13 protein-coding genes and 1 pseudogene are annotated in these 17,616 nt (G+C 56.7%); 9 read left to right on the top strand and 5 right to left on the bottom strand.

All coding sequences use genetic code 11. The features are described 5' to 3' along the window. Together ACYVIA_RS07465 and ACYVIA_RS07470 are read right to left on the bottom strand one after the other, a co-directional pair. On the bottom strand, positions 1-1,329 hold the full coding sequence (locus ACYVIA_RS07465; RefSeq protein ID WP_460839432.1) for a glycosyltransferase family 2 protein: 1,329 nt from the start codon (positions 1,327-1,329) through the stop codon (positions 1-3). 6 nt (positions 1,330-1,335) lie between these two features. Continuing rightward, complete coding sequence (locus tag ACYVIA_RS07470) at positions 1,336-2,679, bottom strand: TackOD1 domain-containing metal-binding protein (RefSeq protein WP_460839434.1); 1,344 nt, start codon at positions 2,677-2,679, stop codon at positions 1,336-1,338. 270 nt (positions 2,680-2,949) lie between these two features. On the opposite strand from ACYVIA_RS07470, the pseudogene ACYVIA_RS07475 reads away from it, so the two are divergent. After that, positions 2,950-3,286, top strand: a pseudogene (locus ACYVIA_RS07475) (transposase); the annotation flags it as partial. 125 nt (positions 3,287-3,411) lie between these two features. On the opposite strand, the gene ACYVIA_RS07480 reads toward ACYVIA_RS07475, so the two are convergent. Beyond that, entirely contained in the window at positions 3,412-3,936 is a 525-nt protein-coding gene (locus ACYVIA_RS07480; protein ID WP_460839436.1) for a tyrosine-type recombinase/integrase, read from the bottom strand. A 223-nt stretch (positions 3,937-4,159) separates the two neighbouring features. Here ACYVIA_RS07480 and ACYVIA_RS07485 point away from each other — a divergent pair, with 223 nt between their 5' ends. Both ACYVIA_RS07485 and ACYVIA_RS07490 read left to right on the top strand, forming a co-directional pair. Beyond that, positions 4,160-4,846, top strand: coding sequence for a type 1 glutamine amidotransferase domain-containing protein (locus ACYVIA_RS07485; protein ID WP_460839438.1), 687 nt, complete (start codon positions 4,160-4,162; stop codon positions 4,844-4,846). Positions 4,847-5,542: 696 nt separating this feature from the next. Continuing rightward, positions 5,543-7,648, top strand: coding sequence for a putative bifunctional diguanylate cyclase/phosphodiesterase (locus ACYVIA_RS07490; protein WP_460839440.1), 2,106 nt, complete (start codon positions 5,543-5,545; stop codon positions 7,646-7,648). A gap of 190 nt (positions 7,649-7,838) precedes the next feature. Here the strand turns inward: ACYVIA_RS07490 and ACYVIA_RS07495 are convergent, their stop codons facing one another. Both ACYVIA_RS07495 and ACYVIA_RS07500 read right to left on the bottom strand, forming a co-directional pair. Further along, entirely contained in the window at positions 7,839-8,630 is a 792-nt protein-coding gene (locus tag ACYVIA_RS07495) for a 5'-methylthioadenosine/adenosylhomocysteine nucleosidase (RefSeq protein ID WP_460839442.1), read from the bottom strand. A gap of 412 nt (positions 8,631-9,042) precedes the next feature. Then, on the bottom strand, positions 9,043-9,918 hold the full coding sequence (locus ACYVIA_RS07500; protein WP_460839444.1) for a LysR family transcriptional regulator: 876 nt from the start codon (positions 9,916-9,918) through the stop codon (positions 9,043-9,045). Between the two features lie 117 nt (positions 9,919-10,035). Between ACYVIA_RS07500 and ACYVIA_RS07505 the strand changes: the two genes are divergently transcribed. The 6 genes from ACYVIA_RS07505 (at position 10,036) to ACYVIA_RS07530 (ending at position 17,614) form a co-directional block, all read left to right on the top strand. Continuing rightward, complete coding sequence (locus tag ACYVIA_RS07505; RefSeq protein WP_460839446.1) at positions 10,036-11,544, top strand: CoA-acylating methylmalonate-semialdehyde dehydrogenase; 1,509 nt, start codon at positions 10,036-10,038, stop codon at positions 11,542-11,544. Between the two features lie 294 nt (positions 11,545-11,838). Continuing rightward, the gene (locus ACYVIA_RS07510; RefSeq protein WP_460839448.1) at positions 11,839-13,521 is read left to right on the top strand and encodes a GMC family oxidoreductase; all 1,683 of its coding nucleotides are present in this window, start codon (positions 11,839-11,841) and stop codon (positions 13,519-13,521) included. A gap of 192 nt (positions 13,522-13,713) precedes the next feature. Then, a complete protein-coding gene (locus ACYVIA_RS07515) occupies positions 13,714-14,484 on the top strand; it encodes an ABC transporter ATP-binding protein (protein ID WP_460839451.1) in 771 nt (256 codons plus the stop codon). After that, on the top strand, positions 14,485-15,192 hold the full coding sequence (locus ACYVIA_RS07520) for an ABC transporter ATP-binding protein (RefSeq protein WP_460839453.1): 708 nt from the start codon (positions 14,485-14,487) through the stop codon (positions 15,190-15,192). A 52-nt stretch (positions 15,193-15,244) separates the two neighbouring features. Further along, positions 15,245-16,453, top strand: coding sequence for an ABC transporter substrate-binding protein (locus tag ACYVIA_RS07525; RefSeq protein WP_460839455.1), 1,209 nt, complete (start codon positions 15,245-15,247; stop codon positions 16,451-16,453). 276 nt (positions 16,454-16,729) lie between these two features. Beyond that, positions 16,730-17,614: a branched-chain amino acid ABC transporter permease gene (locus tag ACYVIA_RS07530; RefSeq protein WP_460839457.1), complete on the top strand. Its 885-nt coding sequence runs from the start codon at positions 16,730-16,732 to the stop codon at positions 17,612-17,614. Positions 17,615-17,616 lie beyond the last annotated feature (2 nt).

Consider the following 17,616-nt stretch of genomic DNA (forward strand, 5'->3'; position numbering starts at 1 on the left):
TCAGAATTTGGTTTTCTTGAGAACCCACCAGGGCGCCATCGACGTATCCAGATGGCCTCGATTAAACACCTCGTGCATCAACCCTATCGTGCTGCATACCCGTTCATAGAATGCGAAAAGCGGGTAAATAGGCAGATAAAGAAAGTAGAAGGCATCGGCCTTGGGCCGCTCCGACACGAGCAGCCAGTACAGCGCGAAGAAAATGGTCAATGCCGCCAGATAGACCAGGTATACGAAAAATAGGATGCCGACCACAATGCCCGCGTCATACGCGAGGAACAGGTAGGAGGTATATCCGAGGATCAGGAAAGGCATCATGATCTGGAAGATCACGCCGGTCACCAGGTGGGAGATGAAGTTCTTCCAGCCAAGCAGCCCCGGACGCAGGTTCTTCCGGTACTTCCTGAGGTAGATGTAGAAAAGGTCCCCGTCCCAGCGCAGGCGCTGCATGAAGAAACTCCAGAACGTGTCAGGCACGTCGGTGTGTCCGACCACCTTGGGATCGAACACGATGCGGTAATCGGGGTGGCGCCTGAAGTACTGCTTCAGGCGCTGTGTCATATCCAGGTCTTCGGCCGTACCGGCGTCCCAGCCCCCGACCAGGTTGAGGATGTCGGCGCGAAAGATGCCGAATGCGCCGGAGATGTTGTTGACTACGTTGAACGCAGCCAGGCCGGTCTTTCCTCCGCCTATCGAGATCAGATACTCCAGCGCCTGAAAACGCGTCACGAGCGACTTCGCAGCGTTCCTGACGCGCAGATTGCCCGCAACCGCTATCACGTTCGGATCGTTGAAGTGACGCACGGCGTTGTACACCATGTCGTTGTCAAAAGAGGTGTCGCCATCCAGTGCCATCACTATCTTGCCAGTCGCAATGGAACGGCCCGTGTTAAGGGAAGAGACTCTTCCACCGCGCTGCCACTTCGGCAGGACGATCAGTTTGCGCTGCGGCATGGCATTGATCGAGCCAAGGTGGCGACGTGCCGCCAGCAGCGTATCCCGGTTCTGTACCGCTCCGTCGATGACGGCAATGATTTCTATTTCACCCGGATAGATCTGCGTGGCCAGCGATTGCAGCGTAAACCGCACGTCTTCCTTTTCCGAATAGCAGGTAATCACGCATGACACCTTCGGAAATTTCTTGGGCACGTAAACTTGCGCAATATTTTGGAGAATGGCATACCGCATGATGCCGAGCATAACGATCAGCATCAGGGGAAGTTCGAGGAATAGTGCGAACGGAATAAATCGGGTCAGGATCTCGCCGAAGGTTGATGCGCTCACGCCCAGCACCATGGTGAGGAAACTGACCAATGCGGAATAAAGCATGGGAATTCACCTTGCCAGAAGCGCCTGCATGATGTTGTCGGAGCTTTCGCCGACGGCGATGTCGCGCGGGGCAAATGCGCTCTTGATGCGGACAGCGAAGGTCACCGCAGCATTTGCCGGCTGGATTTCCTTGACCTTTGCCACCAGGCGCCTTTCGATTTCCTCCGGGTGCGAGAACGGCAGCAACAGCCACAGGCGTTCACTGCTGTCGATGCAGGTAATGTCCGACTCGCGCAGCATCTGGCGCATCCGCGACGCATACTCGTTGATCAGCGAATGCACCTTCGCTGTTCCTAATGCAGACAGCAGCTCCGGGATATTCGTGAACTCCACCACCATGACGCCGAAGTTCACCGTTTCATACCGCTGCTGGGTCCTGGAAGACCAGTCCAGGAGGTGGCGGAAATAAGCGGGAATCACATGATTACCGTCATCCGTAATCGAGAACGATTCATGGAATTGCCCCTGGCGCAAGGCCTCCATGCCACGTGAGTTCAAGGTGAGCGTGTACACTTCCTGGACATCGAGTTGATCGGGGTCTACCTTGGCTTCGCAGTCAAGACAATGAGCGACGATACGCGGCTCCATTGCGAAGGAATTACACTTCCTGCAGGCGTATTGCGCCGTCGGCAAATCGTAATCGACGCCGATGTGGCGCAGCCGCGCCTGACACTTTGGACACACCAGCGCGCCTTCGAGCTCGAAATCCCCTTTACGGGATGAATGACCGCACGTAAAGCAGTGGAGAGACGGCGTGTGCTTTACGTCGATACTGGAACAACTGGGACATACGTCAACGAACGAAACGTGCCCGCTGCCGCACTCTTTGCATAGTCGGATCCTGTTGACCAGCCGTGCTGGAGAGAGCAGCCGGTTGCGGACCAGCCGGTCTATCCATTCGGAAGTTTCTTCGTTGGCGCCCAAGTATTGCGCAATCGGATAGACATAGAGCGATTTTGCCTGCGGCGTGTATTGCGGAATCAGTTCGTGATCGCCGCGCACGTACAGGTAGAGCAGGAGTTTCTCCGCCGGGATAAGACTGCCGAAGTCGATATGCAGGCCCTTCTTTGCCAAGTCTGCACGTGCAATACGAATGACGGCTTTTTCAAACTCTTCACATCCATCAAGTATTGGACAGGAGCACTCTACTTCGGTGAATGCCAACCTGTCCCACCAGAATGAACTCCTGATTTGGTCTGCAAGCTTTGAAATGTCGCCTTGCCAGGTTCTGTCGATCCAGAAACCGCTTGCATCACTATTGGATTGAATGAAGTCATCCCATCTTTCAAAACATCGTGTGCCGTCGGGATAGACATCCGGGTTCGCCGTTAACACAGTTACAAAACTCATGGCTTCTCCTCAGGGAGTCTCGATAGAAAGCTTCGCGCGGTTCACGAGGGGGCAATGCAATGACGCAGTCCTAACCGACTATCAGTCACTTAATAATCCAAGGCCCTTATGATGAAGACGTATGCAAGAAAACATTTGTGGTACCTCAAGCACCGCGGTATTGAAAAATGTTTATTGCAGCGTTTGCAATGCGTAAGAATTTCAGACGATGTGACCTGCTATCAGAGATTAGTACGGCAATGATGTAGAGACTGCCCATGGGATGCAGGCATGAAAAAGCGATTCACAGAAGAACCGATGATCGGCGTCTTAAATGAAGCGAAGCGGACATGAAGGTGGCAGAACTGTGCCGCAAGTATGGCATTAGCGACGCAACCTACTACAACTGGAAGGCCAAGTTTGGCGACATGACCGTGTTTGAGGGGCAGCGACTGAAGGTGCCGGAAGCCGAGAACAACAAGCTCAAGCGATTGCTGGCAGAGACCATGCTGGAAAATGGGGCCTTAAAGAATGTTGTGGGTCGAAAGTGGTAAGCCCGCAAGCCAAGCGTGCAGCGGTGTTATATCTTATGACTGCCCATCAATTGGGTGTCACGCGCGCATTTCAGGATCACCTGCCGCGCACAGAGGCTCGCTCCAACTGCCGGCGAACGAGGGCGCGTCAGCTGAGTAGGCCGAGAGCGAAAGAAGCAACGCACACAGGGCTAAAGGGCAGCGGATTAGCATATGCTCTCTAACTGCGTATTTCGATAGGCCGATGAAGAGGAAAGATGCGCTGTGCGGTGCAGATGTCGAGTGGCTGGTGCGGGCGGGTGCGCTTCGGGAACAGCCAGTCCTGCGGCCACGCGTACTTCCAGTAGGTGCGCAGTTGGGCCAGCAGTGCCGGCGACAGCAGCGTGTAGCGGTCCTTGTTCCCCTTGCCGCATACGACGCGGATCATCATGAGGTTTGCATCGATGTCGGCGCACCGCACATGGCAGGCTTCGCTCACGCGCAGCCCGGCCGCATAGGCCGTCACCAGCAACGTGCGGTGCAGCGGCTGCCGTGCCGCGTTCAGGATGCGGGCCACTTCGTCGCGTGACAGGATCTCGGGCTGCCTGCTGCCGGCGCGCTGCCGTTCGGTGATCAGGTGGTGCAGGTACTGTTCGATCTCGGCAATCGACAGCGTGTCGGGGGAGCGGTGGTAGTGGCGGGCGATCGCCGCCACCGCGCCGATGTACGCCTTCTGCGTACCGGGTGCCAGGCCGCGTACCACCATGTCGGCCTGCATCTACTGGCGTAATACGCTCATGTGCGCCTCCTTGACTGGACCGGGAACATTCCATCGTCCAACGTAGGAGACGCTTTAGCACCGCACGCATCGGGTCGCGCTTCTTGCCACTACGCAGCGGTTTAGTTCAACGTTGAATAAAGTCCAGCTCAGAACTTTCAAAGCTGCTACTGCTCTACCTTGCTCACTGATCGATTTGCCGAGGACAAGGATGAACATACTCATGGTGTTGACGTCGCATGACCAGCTGGGCGATACCGGCAAGAAAACCGGCTTCTGGCTGGAGGAATTCGCGGCTCCTTACTACGTATTCAAGGATGCAGGCGCCAAGATCACTGTGGCCACGCCCAAGGGCGGCCAGCCGCCGCTCGACCCCAAGAGCGATGCACCCGACGCGCAGACCTCGGCCACCGAGCGATTCAAGAAGGACCAGGAAGCACAGCGCTTGCTCAGCGACACCGTGCTGCTGTCGAGCGTGTCGCATGAAGAATTCGACGCTGTGTTTTATCCCGGCGGACATGGTCCCTTGTGGGATCTGGCAGCGGATCAGGATTCGCTCACGATGATCCAAAGCATGCATGCCGCCAACAAGCCGGTCGCTGCGGTCTGCCATGCGCCAGGCGTGCTGCGCGATGCCAAGCTGCCCAATGGCCGTCCGCTGGTCGAAGGCAAGCATGTGACTGGTTTTACCAATACCGAGGAAGAAGCGGTGCAGTTGACCAAGATCGTGCCTTTCCTGGTCGAAGATGCATTGAAGAAAGCCGGCGGCATGTATTCCAAAGGACCGGACTGGGCGCCGTATGTGCAGATCGACGGCATGCTGGTCACCGGCCAGAATCCGGCGTCATCGGAAGAAGCCGCAAAAGCGGTACTGAAGCTGCTCGCCGAACGGCACTAAAGCCTTCGTTGCGGGCTGATGTGGGCTGCTAGCAGCGTGTTCGGTGCAGTGAAATGTCGGTTGAGTTCCTACGAGCAATGGCAGAAAAGCACTGTTGATCGGACACTGCAAAGGATTACATAAAGGCAAAAATCGATCCAAAGCGGAAGTTCACATTGACGAAAAGCTGCCGCTCAGCGCCGGGATTGGCGCCTCATGATCTGCTATCACGATGCTGTCGAACTAAGCTGTCGGACGCATGAGCGCCTATCAACTCGGACCGATTTGCTAGGCTAGATCTATGGGATATGACCGAGAAATTTCATCTTGGCAATCTACTCTTGCGAGGTTAACGGCGGAACTCGCAAGGACTTGCAATTGCCTTAGCGTATTGTTCACTTGTCTGAGGCGGGTCTAAAGCACTTTCTTTTCCAAAAACAGACGCTTCGCATGGTGGTATTCGGGAGTGTTACTTGCAACGGTGGCGATACCGTGGTTCTGAATGATAATTTTCCCCTGTGGCGCGTTTCATTCTACGCACTTATCGCTCGTCCACGTAAAGATACCGCCAGATAATTTGTTACTCCGGCTTCCCCAGTCCTTTCTTCATGGCTTGCCGATGCACGAACCTACATGAATCCATGGGGTCCTAAAGATTCCCGTCCGTAGTGTTTTTCTTCACACGCGCCGCGAAGGCGCTGTTTCAGAAAGTACATCATGGCCGTCAACACGGTCCTCATCGTTTCCAACGACGATCCAGACGCGAAGTTGCTCAAAGACACGCTCGCTACTGCGCGGGATGGACCCTTTGTCACAGAATGGGTTCGTCATCTGTCTGATGCCGTAAACCGCTTGGAAAAGCATGACGTCGACATTATTCTGGTCGACCTTTTCCTCCCGGACAGTCACGGTATCGCCACCTTCGATGTGCTCTTCACGGTGAGTCCGCCCATTCCGATCATGACGCTCTGCGACGAGGAAAATGAACAACTCGCCATGGAAGCGGTGCAGCGCGGTGCCCAGGGTTTTCTCAGCAAGGGCCACTTCCAGAACTCCCTGGTGCCTCAGGCCCTTCGCAACATCATCCAGCGCAAGAAAGTGGAAGAAGCGCTCTTCGTGGAACGGGAGCGGTCGCGCGTCACCCTTGAATCAATAGGGGACGGCGTTCTTAGCACCGATCTCGCGGGTAACGTTACCTACATGAATGCAGAAGCGGAACGGATGACAGGCTGGTCACGTGACGAGGCGTTGAGCCGGCCGGTTGCCGAGGTTTTGCATCTGATTGATGGCGAGACGCGGCAGTCCGCAAGAAACCCGGTAGAAATGGTCATCGTGCATGGCAAAAACCTGGCCCTTCACGCCAATTCGGTTCTGGTGCGCCGGGACGGATATGAATCGCCGATTGAAGATTCCATCGCACCAATCTTTGACCGATACGGCGACATTACTGGCGCGGTTGTGACGTTCCACGACGTCTCCGAAGCCAAGTCCATGGCACAGAAAATGGCGCACCTGGCGCAACATGACTACCTTACCGGCCTGCCGAACCGCTTGCTGTTAAACGACCGCCTGACGCAGGCCATTGCCTACGCGAAGCGGTATACCACCCAGCTTGCGGTTCTGTTTATGGACCTCGACAATTTCAAGCACATCAACGACTCACTCGGGCACGCAGTGGGCGATAAGCTGCTCGAATCCGTCGCAAATCGACTCTTATCTCAAGTGCGGCATTCCGACACGGTAAGCCGCTTGGGTGGAGACGAGTTCGTTGTCCTTGTGCTGGAAGATGCACTGGCAGAGCACGCCACCATTACGGCTGAAAAAGTCCTCCATGCACTCACATCACCGCACCACATCGCTGGTCATGAGCTCCACATCACGACGAGCATCGGCATCAGCGTGTTTCCTGCCGACGGGGACGACGCCGATACGTTGGTCAAGAATGCAGATGCGGCCATGTATCACGCGAAGAAAAAGGGCAAAAGCAACTACCAGTTCTTCAATAGCGCCATGAATGCGTTAGCAGTGGAGCGCCAAGCCACGGAGGTGGAACTGCGTCGCGCAATTGCTGGAAACGAGCTCCTGGTGTATTACCAGCCAAAGGTCGACTTGATTTCAGGAATGGTTACTGGCGCGGAAGCACTCGTTCGTTGGATTCATCCCAAGAAAGGCTTGATGTTTCCGGACTCATTTATTGCCATAGCTGAAGATTCGGGCCTGATCGCCGCTATAGGGCAAATAGTCCTGCGCCAAGCATGCCAGCAGGCCAAGGCATGGCGCGACCAGGGAATGCAATCCTTCACCATTGCCGTCAACGTATCGGCGATCGAATTTCGAGATAGTCGCTTCGTGGAGAATCTCCGGAATGTGTTGGACGAAACAGGCTTGGACGCGCGATTTCTTCAGCTCGAGCTGACTGAAAGTGTACTGATGCGAAACGTGGTATCAAGCAGTGCGGTCCTTCATGAACTGAAACAGCTTGGCGTGCAGCTTGCCATCGATGATTTCGGCACCGGCTATTCCAGCTTGAGCTATCTCAGCCAGTTCCCGATCGACGTGTTGAAAATAGACCAGTCCTTTGTGCAAAGCATCTCATCGAACGGCGGTAATGGCGTCATCGTCAATGCCGTGATCGGTATGGGAACGAGCCTTGGGCAAAGAGTCGTTGCGGAAGGTGTCGAAACACCGGCGCAGCTTTCATTTCTCCATGCACATCACTGCGCCGAGGGGCAGGGGTATCTTTTTAGTGCGCCAATACCGGCAGACGAATTTATGCGGCTTATACAGCGGGGCACCATCGGTGCCAGTGTTCCGCTGCAATAACGGCGTGCTCCTAATTTCCTAATTTACCAATTACCTCGCATAAACTGCGCCATTTTTACGCCCGTTGCCGAACATCAGACCTTCCCGTCCTCTGGAGCTCCACTCAGTCGAATGCGTCTGCATCGACAGACTTTAGTGCTCGAGATCACCCGCTTGCCTGCAAGCCGTCCGCCTCGCGGGCTACGAACGATCAGCGTGCGACCGGATGCGGCCAGTCGCCTTGTGTACACAGGCGCTTGACGATGCCGAAGGCATAGCGCGATGCAACGCGGTCGATAAATTGCATGAAGTCGAGCGGCGAATCTTCATTCGCGCCGTCGGAAATCGTGCGCACCACCGCAAACGGCACGCCGAACTCAAAGCAGACCTGCGCAACGGCCGCGCCTTCCATCTCCACTGCCAGTAAGGCAGGAAATGCTTCCTTCAGCGTCACTTGCCGTGCACGGCTGTCAATGAATTCATCACCACTGGCAATCAAGCCGCGATACACACGCGGCTGACTGAGCCGGAACGTGTCCCGATCCTGGGCGGTAATCATGGTGCCAAGATCTTGGGAAACAAAGTCCTGTGCCGATTGCACAAGCCTGTCGGTCAGGTGCAAATCCGACGCGAAATGCGACTGGCCGAGCAGCGGCACTTCAAAGCGTGGAAACAACGGCGTGGCATCCATGTCGTGCTGGACCAGCGATTCCGCAACCACGATGTCGCCGACCTGCATGTCCGGTTCCACCGCACCGGCTACGCCGGTAAATACGATATGCGTGACGCCAAAGCGCTCGATCAGGGTTGCGGCGGTGGCTGCGGCAGCGACCTTGCCGATGCGCGACAGCACGCAGACCGTATCGATCCCCCACAGCTTGCCCGTCACGTAATCCCGCATGCCGCGGCTGATCGTTTGCGCGTCCGGCATGGTGTCGATGAGGCCGGCCTGCTCCTGGTGCAGTGCGCTAATCAGGCCGAGGCGGGGAGTAACTGAAGACATGGGGGAGACCTGTAAAGACCTGCGTTGTACAGAAATGAAGCGAAAAGGCGTTTTTTTGAAGCACGACCGTAGCGTAGTGTGGATGCGGATCTTTGTCCAACCGCGGCTGGTGAGAGGTTTGGGGTTTTTTATTTTGTAGTTGATATATATATCTGGTAGTGATTGTTAACAGTGCATCACTTCTGTGGATAAGTGGGTAAACGGCTACGTAAACAAGCGCTTAAGCGAAGCATAAATAGCTGAACAAGGCGTGTATGGCGAAAGGATAGTTTCGGGATAAAAAACGCCTCGTTGGTGTTTTCAATCCTTATCCTGTTTACATCCAGCGCCTATCCAAAGACTTATCCACAGGATGCTGCAAAAAATATTTTTCAAACCGCGCGATTTATTGCCTTGTAGGTAACGAAAACCGCTATGCCTGCCACAAATCGTGCAATAACGAGAACACCGCAGCGATCAACGGCTCATTTTTCCGTTTCGCCAGCGCAATAAAGGACAGTTCGGTCGACAGGCTGACTGCATCGGCAATCACCAGCCCATGCACATGCGCTTCCCGCAGCGCGACCGATTCGCGTACCAGTGACAGGCCGACACCCGACTTCACCAGATCCAGCATCGACGGCTCCTGGTCGACCAGCGCAACCTTGTTCGGCGTGACCTTGTAGTGGGCGAAAGTTTTCGTCAGCAGGCGGTTGTGCGCGGATTCCGGCGGCGTCCAGATCCACGGCAGTTTGGCCAGCTCCGGCCAGTCGCGGCCGGCGATCCGGTTTTTCCAGCCTTGCGGCGCAACCACGTTGTAAGTGAAGGAGGTCAGCGTCTGGGCATGGAATTCCTTGCCCGGCGCGCCGAGAAAATAGCCGGCATCGAGTCCACCGCTCTTGATCTGCTGTAGTACCCAGCCCGACATGCCGTGTTGCAGGCGTGTCGAGACCTGCGGGTAGGTTTCCACCAGCCGTTTCAGGAAGGGGCCGAGGCGGATGAATTCCGGATCGAGGATGGTGCCGATCGACACCTGGCCGGACAGTGTGGAATGCAGCGAGGCTGCGCCCTGGCGAAATTCCGTGACGCTTTCCATCACGCGCTCCGCAAACGGCAGCAGCTTGGCTCCGTCATCGGTCAGCGCCATGCCGGACGGCGTGCGGGTGAACAACTGCAGGTTCAGCTCCGCCTGCAGCGACTTGATCTGCAAGCTGACGGCCGGTTGGGTCAGGTGCAGCCGTTCGGCCGCCCGTGTCAGGTTGCCCTCATCCGCGACGGTGACGAAGGCACGGAGTTGTGTCAGATCCATGGGGCAGGTCCATCCATTATTAAATCCGCTTATAACAAACTTGATAATAACTCATTGGATTCCGCCGGAAAGCGCCGTTATGCTGCTGAAAATCGCCAAACTTCCAAAGGAATTCTTATGACGCAGGTAATCCAGCATTACATCGGTGGCCGTGTGGTTGAGTCGACCAGCGGGCGCAAACAGGACGTATTCAATCCCGCCACGGGTGAAGTCAGCGCGCAGGTCGCGTTGGCCAGCGTCGATGAAGTCAATGCTGCGGTTGCCGCCGCGCGCGAAGCGGCACCGGCCTGGGCCGACACGGCGCCATTGAAGCGTGCGCGTGTGCTGTCGAAGTTCAAGGAACTGCTCGAAAAGCATCATGACGACCTCGCCGCCGCGATCACGCGTGAGCATGGCAAGGTGTTCTCCGATGCAAAAGGCGAAGTCACGCGCGGCTTGGAAGTCGTGGAATTTGCGACCGGCATCCCGCAATTGCTGAAGACACAGTTCACCGACAACATCGGCGGCGGCATCGACAACTGGCAGTTGCGCCAGCCGCTGGGTGTGACCGCCGGCATCACGCCGTTCAACTTCCCGTTCATGGTGCCGATGTGGATGGCGCCAATGGCCATTGCGACCGGCAATGCGTTCATCCTGAAACCGTCCGAGCGCGATCCGTCGCCGTCGTTGATGGTTGCCGACCTGTTCAAGCGCGCCGGCCTGCCCGATGGCATCTTCAATGTCGTGCAGGGTGACAAGCTGGCTGTCGATACGCTGCTGCACCATCCGGATGTGAATGCGGTGTCCTTCGTCGGCTCCACGCCGATTGCGGAATACATCTATACCGAAGGTGCCAAGCGCAAGGGAGCGTATCCGCTGCGTGTGCAGGCATTGGGCGGTGCGAAGAACCACCTGGTCGTGATGCCGGACGCCAACCTCGACCAGGCCGTCGATGCGTTGATCGGTGCCGCTTACGGTTCCGCCGGTGAGCGTTGCATGGCGATTTCGGTCGCAGTCGCAGTCGGCAGCGTCGCCGACAAGCTGGTCGAAGCGCTGATTCCGCGCGTGAAAGCATTGAAAGTAAAGAACGGCATGGAGCCGGATGCGGAAATGGGTCCGGTCGTGACCGCGCAGCACAAGGCCAAGATCGAAGGCTATATCGCCGCCGGCGTCGAAGCGGGCGCAAAACTGCTGGTCGATGGCCGTGGACTGCAGGTACCGGGCCATGAAAAAGGCTTCTTCCTCGGCGGCTCGCTGTTCGACCATGTGACGCCCGAGATGACGATCTACAAGGAAGAGATCTTCGGGCCGGTGCTGTGCGTGGTGCGCGTGCCGGATTTTGCATCGGCAGTACAACTGATCAACGCGCATGAGTTCGGCAATGGCGTGGCGCTGTACACATCCGATGGCAATACCGCCCGCGAATTCTCGCGCCGCATTGAAGTCGGCATGGTCGGCATCAACGTGCCGATTCCGGTGCCGATGGCCTGGCATTCCTTCGGCGGCTGGAAGCGTTCGCTGTTCGGCGACGCGCATGCCTACGGCGAAGAGGGCATCCGTTTCTACACCCGCTACAAGTCCATCATGCAGCGCTGGCCGGACTCGATTGTGAAGGGCGCGGAATTCACGATGCCGGTGGCAAAGTAGTAAGTCCTGTTAATACTGCCTGTGGATAAGTCTCTGGAGAAGCGCTGGATGTAAACGGGATAAGCAATGAAGTCTTCACAAGCGCATTTTTTGTCCCGAATCCATCCCATCGTCATACAGGGATTATTCAGCTGTTTATGCAGCGCCTAAATCATTGAATCGGCAATGGTTTACCGACTTATCCACAGAAAAGGGGAGTTGTTAACAACTACTACTATTTTTATATATCAAATACAGATATAAAAATCCGCTTCACTTCATCGGCGGCCGCAAGGCAAAAAACGGAGCAACAACATGGAATCCGCAGGAAAGTACGACTACATCATCATCGGTGCCGGAACAGCAGGCTGCGTATTGGCAAACCGTCTGGCACAGGATGCGGGTGTCTCCGTGCTCTTGCTGGAGGCAGGGCGCAAGGACGACTACATGTGGATCCATATCCCGGTCGGTTACCTGTATTGCATCAACAATCCGCGCACCGACTGGCTGTTCCGCACCGAAGCCGATGCCGGATTGAATGGGCGCAGCCTGATTTACCCGCGCGGCAAGGTCCTGGGCGGTTGCTCGTCGATCAACGGCATGATCTACATGCGAGGGCAGTCTCGTGATTACGATACGTGGGCAGAGCTCACCGGCGACCCGAGCTGGCGCTGGCAGCAAGTGCTGCCGGTCTTCAAGAAGAGCGAGGATTACCACGGCGGCGCGGATGCTTTCCACGGCGCCGGCGGCGAATGGCGCGTCGAACGGCAACGCCTGTCATGGGAAATCCTCGACGCTTTCCGCGATGCGGCGGAGCAGGTCGGCATTCCGAAGTCTGACGACTTCAACCGTGGCGACAATGAAGGTTGCGGCTACTTCGAAGTAAACCAGAAGAAAGGTTTGCGCTGGAACACCGCACGTGCCTTCCTGAAGTCTGCCGAAGGGCGCAAAGGCCAGCTCGACATCATGACCGGCTGCCACGTAAAGCGGCTGCGGCTGCAACAGACGGAGCAGGGCATGGTGTGCACCGGCGTCGAGTTCACCGGAGGCGGCACGGAGTGGTTTGCCGAGAGTAGAAAGGAAACGATTTCCACTGCCGGTGCCGTCGGTTCGCCGCAGATCCTGCAACTGTCGGGCATCGGACCGGCGTCGCTGCTGCTACAGCATGGTGTGCCAGTGGCTGTTGATTTGCCGGGTGTTGGCGAAAACCTGCAAGATCATCTGCAACTGCGGATGGCGTTCAAGGTGAAGGGTGTGAAAACGCTCAACACGATGGCGAACAACTGGTTCGGCAAGATGCGGATCGGCATGCAATATGCAGTGTCGCGCAGCGGCCCGATGTCGATGGCACCGTCGCAGCTCGGCGCATTCACGCGTTCGGACGCGTCGCAATTGACGCCAAATCTCGAATACCACGTACAGCCGCTATCGCTGGAAAAATTCGGCGAACCGCTGCATGCGTTCCCTGCATTTACCGCTAGCGTGTGCAACTTGCGACCGACGTCGCGTGGTCATATTCGCATTGCAACCGGTGATCCGTTTGCTGCACCGAAGATCACACCCAATTATCTGAGCACGCCGGAAGACACGAAGATTGCTGCACAGGCACTGGCGCTGACACGTCGCATCGTTGATGCACCGGCACTGAAAAAATATGCACCGGAAGAATTCAAGCCTGGTCTGCAATACCGCACCGAAGACGAACTGGCGAAAGCGGCGGGCGATATCGGCACCACGATCTTCCATCCGGTCGGCACCTGCAAGATGGGGCGCGACGATGATCCGATGGCGGTCGTCGACAGCCAGATGCGCGTGAAGGGCGTGCGCGGATTGCGCGTTGTTGATGCCTCGGTAATGCCGACAATTACATCGGGGAATACCAATTCGCCGACGATCATGATTGCGGAAAAGGCAGCGCAGTGGATTCGCGAAGCGCGTACCGGAGAAAAGGCTGCGACGTTCAATATGCCGGAGGTAGTGGTAAGCCCTGTAAGTTAGCTGTAAGTAACAAAAAATTTCTTCGTGCTAACATCCGTGGACGCTTGCATCGAACAAAACAGAACATTGATGCAGGCTAAACAATCAACAGATCAATTGTCTGTTGTATTGCCACCCCCCTAGTCGTACTGTGTACTGTGCATCATCGTTATGCACAACCTTCTGTCCAATAACAGTCAACAGGGAGAACCAATGGCGGATGTTGTTTTGGAGACGAGACGGCTGACCAAGGAGTTCAAGGGGTTCACAGCCGTCAACAACGTAAGTTTGAAGGTGCAGCGTGGACACATCCATGCATTGATCGGCCCCAATGGCGCCGGCAAGACGACCTGTTTTAATTTGCTGACCAAGTTCCTGACGCCTACTTCAGGGCAAATCCTGTTCAATGGGCGCGACATCACGGCGGCCAAGCCGGCGCAGATCGCGCGTCAGGGCATTATTCGATCCTTCCAGATTTCCGCCGTGTTCCCGCACCTGACCGTGCTGGAGAATGTGCGCATCGGTTTGCAGCGCCCGCTCGGCAATTCTTTCGCCTTCTGGCAAACCGAAAGGAAGCTGAACACGCTGAATGATCGTGCGATGTCGCTGCTGGCACAGGTCGATCTGGAAAAGTTCGCCGACACGATGACCGTCGATTTGCCGTACGGCCGCAAGCGTGCTCTGGAAATTGCGACGACGCTCGCAATGGAACCGGAACTGATGCTGCTGGATGAGCCGACACAGGGCATGGGCCATGAAGACGTGCATCGCGTGACCGAGCTGATCAAGAAAGTATCGGCCGGCCGCACCATCCTGATGGTCGAGCACAACATGAGCGTGATCGCCGGCATCAGCGACAAGATATCCGTGTTGCAGCGCGGCGCCGTCCTCGCAGAAGGCCCGTATGAAGAAGTATCCAAGAATCCGCAGGTGATGGAAGCCTACATGGGTACCACCGGCGGTGAATTGCAGGGAGCCCATTGAATGGCAGCGGCGCTTGAAATCAAGGATCTGCACGCCTGGTATGGCGAGTCGCACATCCTGCATGACGTGAATTTGTCGGTGAACCAAGGTGAAGTCGTCACGCTGCTCGGCCGCAACGGCGCGGGTCGCACTACGACGCTGCGCGCGATCATGGGGCTGACCGGCGCACGCAAGGGTTCGATCAGGATCAATGGTGTGGAGGCAATCAATTTCGCGACGCACCGCATTGCCCATCTCGGCGTCGGTTATTGCCCGGAAGAGCGCGGTATCTTTTCTTCCCTGTCTGCGGAAGAAAACCTGTTGCTGCCGCCGGCGGTATCAAAGACCGACAAAGGCATGTCGATCGACGAAATTTACGAGATGTTCCCGAACTTGCGGGAACGCAGGGCAAGCCAGGGCACGCGTCTTTCGGGTGGTGAGCAGCAGATGCTCGCCGTCGCGCGCATCTTGCGCACTGGCGCACGCCTCTTGCTGCTGGACGAGATTTCCGAAGGCCTCGCGCCGGTCATCGTGCAGGCGCTGGCGCGCATGATCACCATGCTCAAGGCCAAGGGCTACACCATCGTGATGGTTGAACAGAATTTCCGCTTCGCTGCACCGCTGGCCGATCGCTTCTTCGTGATGGAGCACGGCCAGATTGTCGAGACTTTCGCTGCATCCGAACTGGATAACAAGATGCCCGTGCTGCATTCGCTGCTCGGAGTATAAAAAGCAGGCCGAAGAAATAAATGGGCCGCCATATTCATAAAAGGAGATCGAGATGAAATTGAAAGCACTTGCACTTGCAGTATCAGCAATGTTTGCAGTTGGTGTCGCAGGAAGCGCGTCTGCGCAGATATCCGGAGATACGATCAAGATCGGCTTTATTACCGACATTTCCGGCTTGTATTCCGACATTGACGGTGCCGGCGGCGTCGAAGCAATCAGGATGGCGATCGCCGATTTCGGCGGTTCGGTGAACGGCAAGAAGATCGAGCTCATTTCAGCCGATCATCAGAACAAGGCGGACGTCGCGGGCAGCAAGGCACGTGAATGGTTTGACCGCGAGGGCCTGGATGTCCTGATCGGCGGTACCAACTCCGGTACCAGCCTGGCGATGGCGAAGGTCGCGGCGGAAAAGAAAAAGCCGTTTCTGGCGATCGGTGCCGGCACGGCCCGCCTGACCAATGAAGAGTGCACGCCGTACACGGTGCATTATGCGTATGACACCGTGGCGCTGGCCAAGGGAACCGGGTCTGCGGTCGTGAAGCAGGGCGGAAAAAGCTGGTACTTCCTGACGGCTGACTATGCGTTCGGCGCGTCGCTGGAGAAAGATACGTCTGACGTCGTCAAGGCCGCGGGCGGCCAGGTGCTCGGCAGCGTCAAGCATCCGCTGTCGGCCTCCGACTTCTCCTCCTTCCTGTTGCAGGCACAATCCTCCAAGGCGCAGATCCTCGGTCTTGCGAATGCGGGCGGCGACACGATCAACGCGATCAAGGCAGCCAACGAGTTCGGGATTACCGGTTCGATGAAGCTGGCCGGCTTGCTGATGTTCATCAACGACGTGCATTCGCTCGGCCTGAACCTGACAAAGGGCATGTACCTGACCGACGGCTGGTATTGGGACCAGAATGACGACACCCGCAAGTGGGCGAAACGCTACTTCGAGAAAATGAAGAAGATGCCGTCCATGCTGCAGGCTGCGGATTACTCGGTCACCATGCAATACCTCAATGCGGTCAAGGCCACCGGCACCGACGACGCAGACAAGGTGATGGCGCATTTCAAGAGCACCAAGATCAACGACATGTTCGCGAAGAATGGCGTGGTCCGTCCGGACGGGCGCATGGTGCACGACATGTACCTGATGCAGGTGAAGGCACCGAACGAGTCGAAGTACGCCTGGGATTACTACAAGGTCGTACAGACGATTCCGGGTGATCAGGCATTTACCACCAAGGCCGAATCGAAGTGCGCGCTCTGGAAATAACGGCCGTGTAGCAGGGCGGGGCGGCATTGCATGCTGTCCCGTTTTCTGGATCAAGGGACAGAAGCGATCCCTTCCTCTTGCGCGAGAAGCGGTGCACGTTGTTTGCGCCCGGTTCTCGCGCTCTCATTGTGAGAAAAGTTCGACTGCGCAAGTCGCTGAATTGCCAGTGCCGCTGGTTCACCGCATTGCGCGCATGCGAATACTTACTTTCAATGGAAGCCGCGCGCCATATGACAATGGCAATATCAAGGCAACACCTTCTCGAAACCGGTCGCTATGGAAATCTTTGGCATACCTTTGCAAGCAATGTTGAGCCAGCTGCTGTTAGGCCTGGTCAACGGCTCGTTCTACGCGATGCTGTCGCTGGGGCTGGCGGTCATTTTCGGCCTGCTCAACGTGATCAATTTCGCGCATGGCGCGCTGTACATGATGGGCGCGTTCCTCGCATGGATGGGCCTGAATTACTTTGAAATCAATTACTGGGTGATGCTGCTGCTCGCACCGATCCTGGTCGGCATCTTCGGCATCCTCATCGAGAAATCCATGCTGCGCTGGCTGTACAAGCTCGACCACCTGTACGGGCTGCTCTTGACCTTCGGCATCACGCTGATGCTGGAAGGCCTGTTCCGCTCGTTCTATGGCGTGTCCGGCCAGCCGTACTCGGTGCCGGAAGCGCTGGGCGGCGCGTTCAACCTCGGCTTCATGATCCTGCCGAAGTACCGCGCGTGGGTCGTTGTTGCGTCGCTGATCGTGTGCTTTGCGACCTGGTTCGTGATCGAAAAGACCAAGCTCGGCGCCTACCTGCGGGCCGGTACCGAAAACCCGAAGCTGGTCGAAGCGTTCGGCATCAACGTGCCGCTGATGGTCACGCTGACCTACGGCTTCGGTGTCGCGCTGGCCGCGTTTGCCGGCGTTTTGGCCGCGCCGGTGATCCAGGTGTCGCCGCTGATGGGGTCCAACCTGATCATCGTCGTGTTCGCGGTGGTCGTGATTGGCGGCATGGGATCGATCATGGGCTCGATCATCACCGGCCTGGGGCTCGGCGTGATCGAAGGCCTCACGCGTGTGTTCTATCCGGAATTGTCGGCCACCGTGGTGTTCATCATCATGGCGATCGTGCTGATGATCCGTCCGGCCGGCTTGTTCGGTAAAGAGAAATAAGG

It is taken from the genome of Noviherbaspirillum agri (assembly GCF_054780595.1).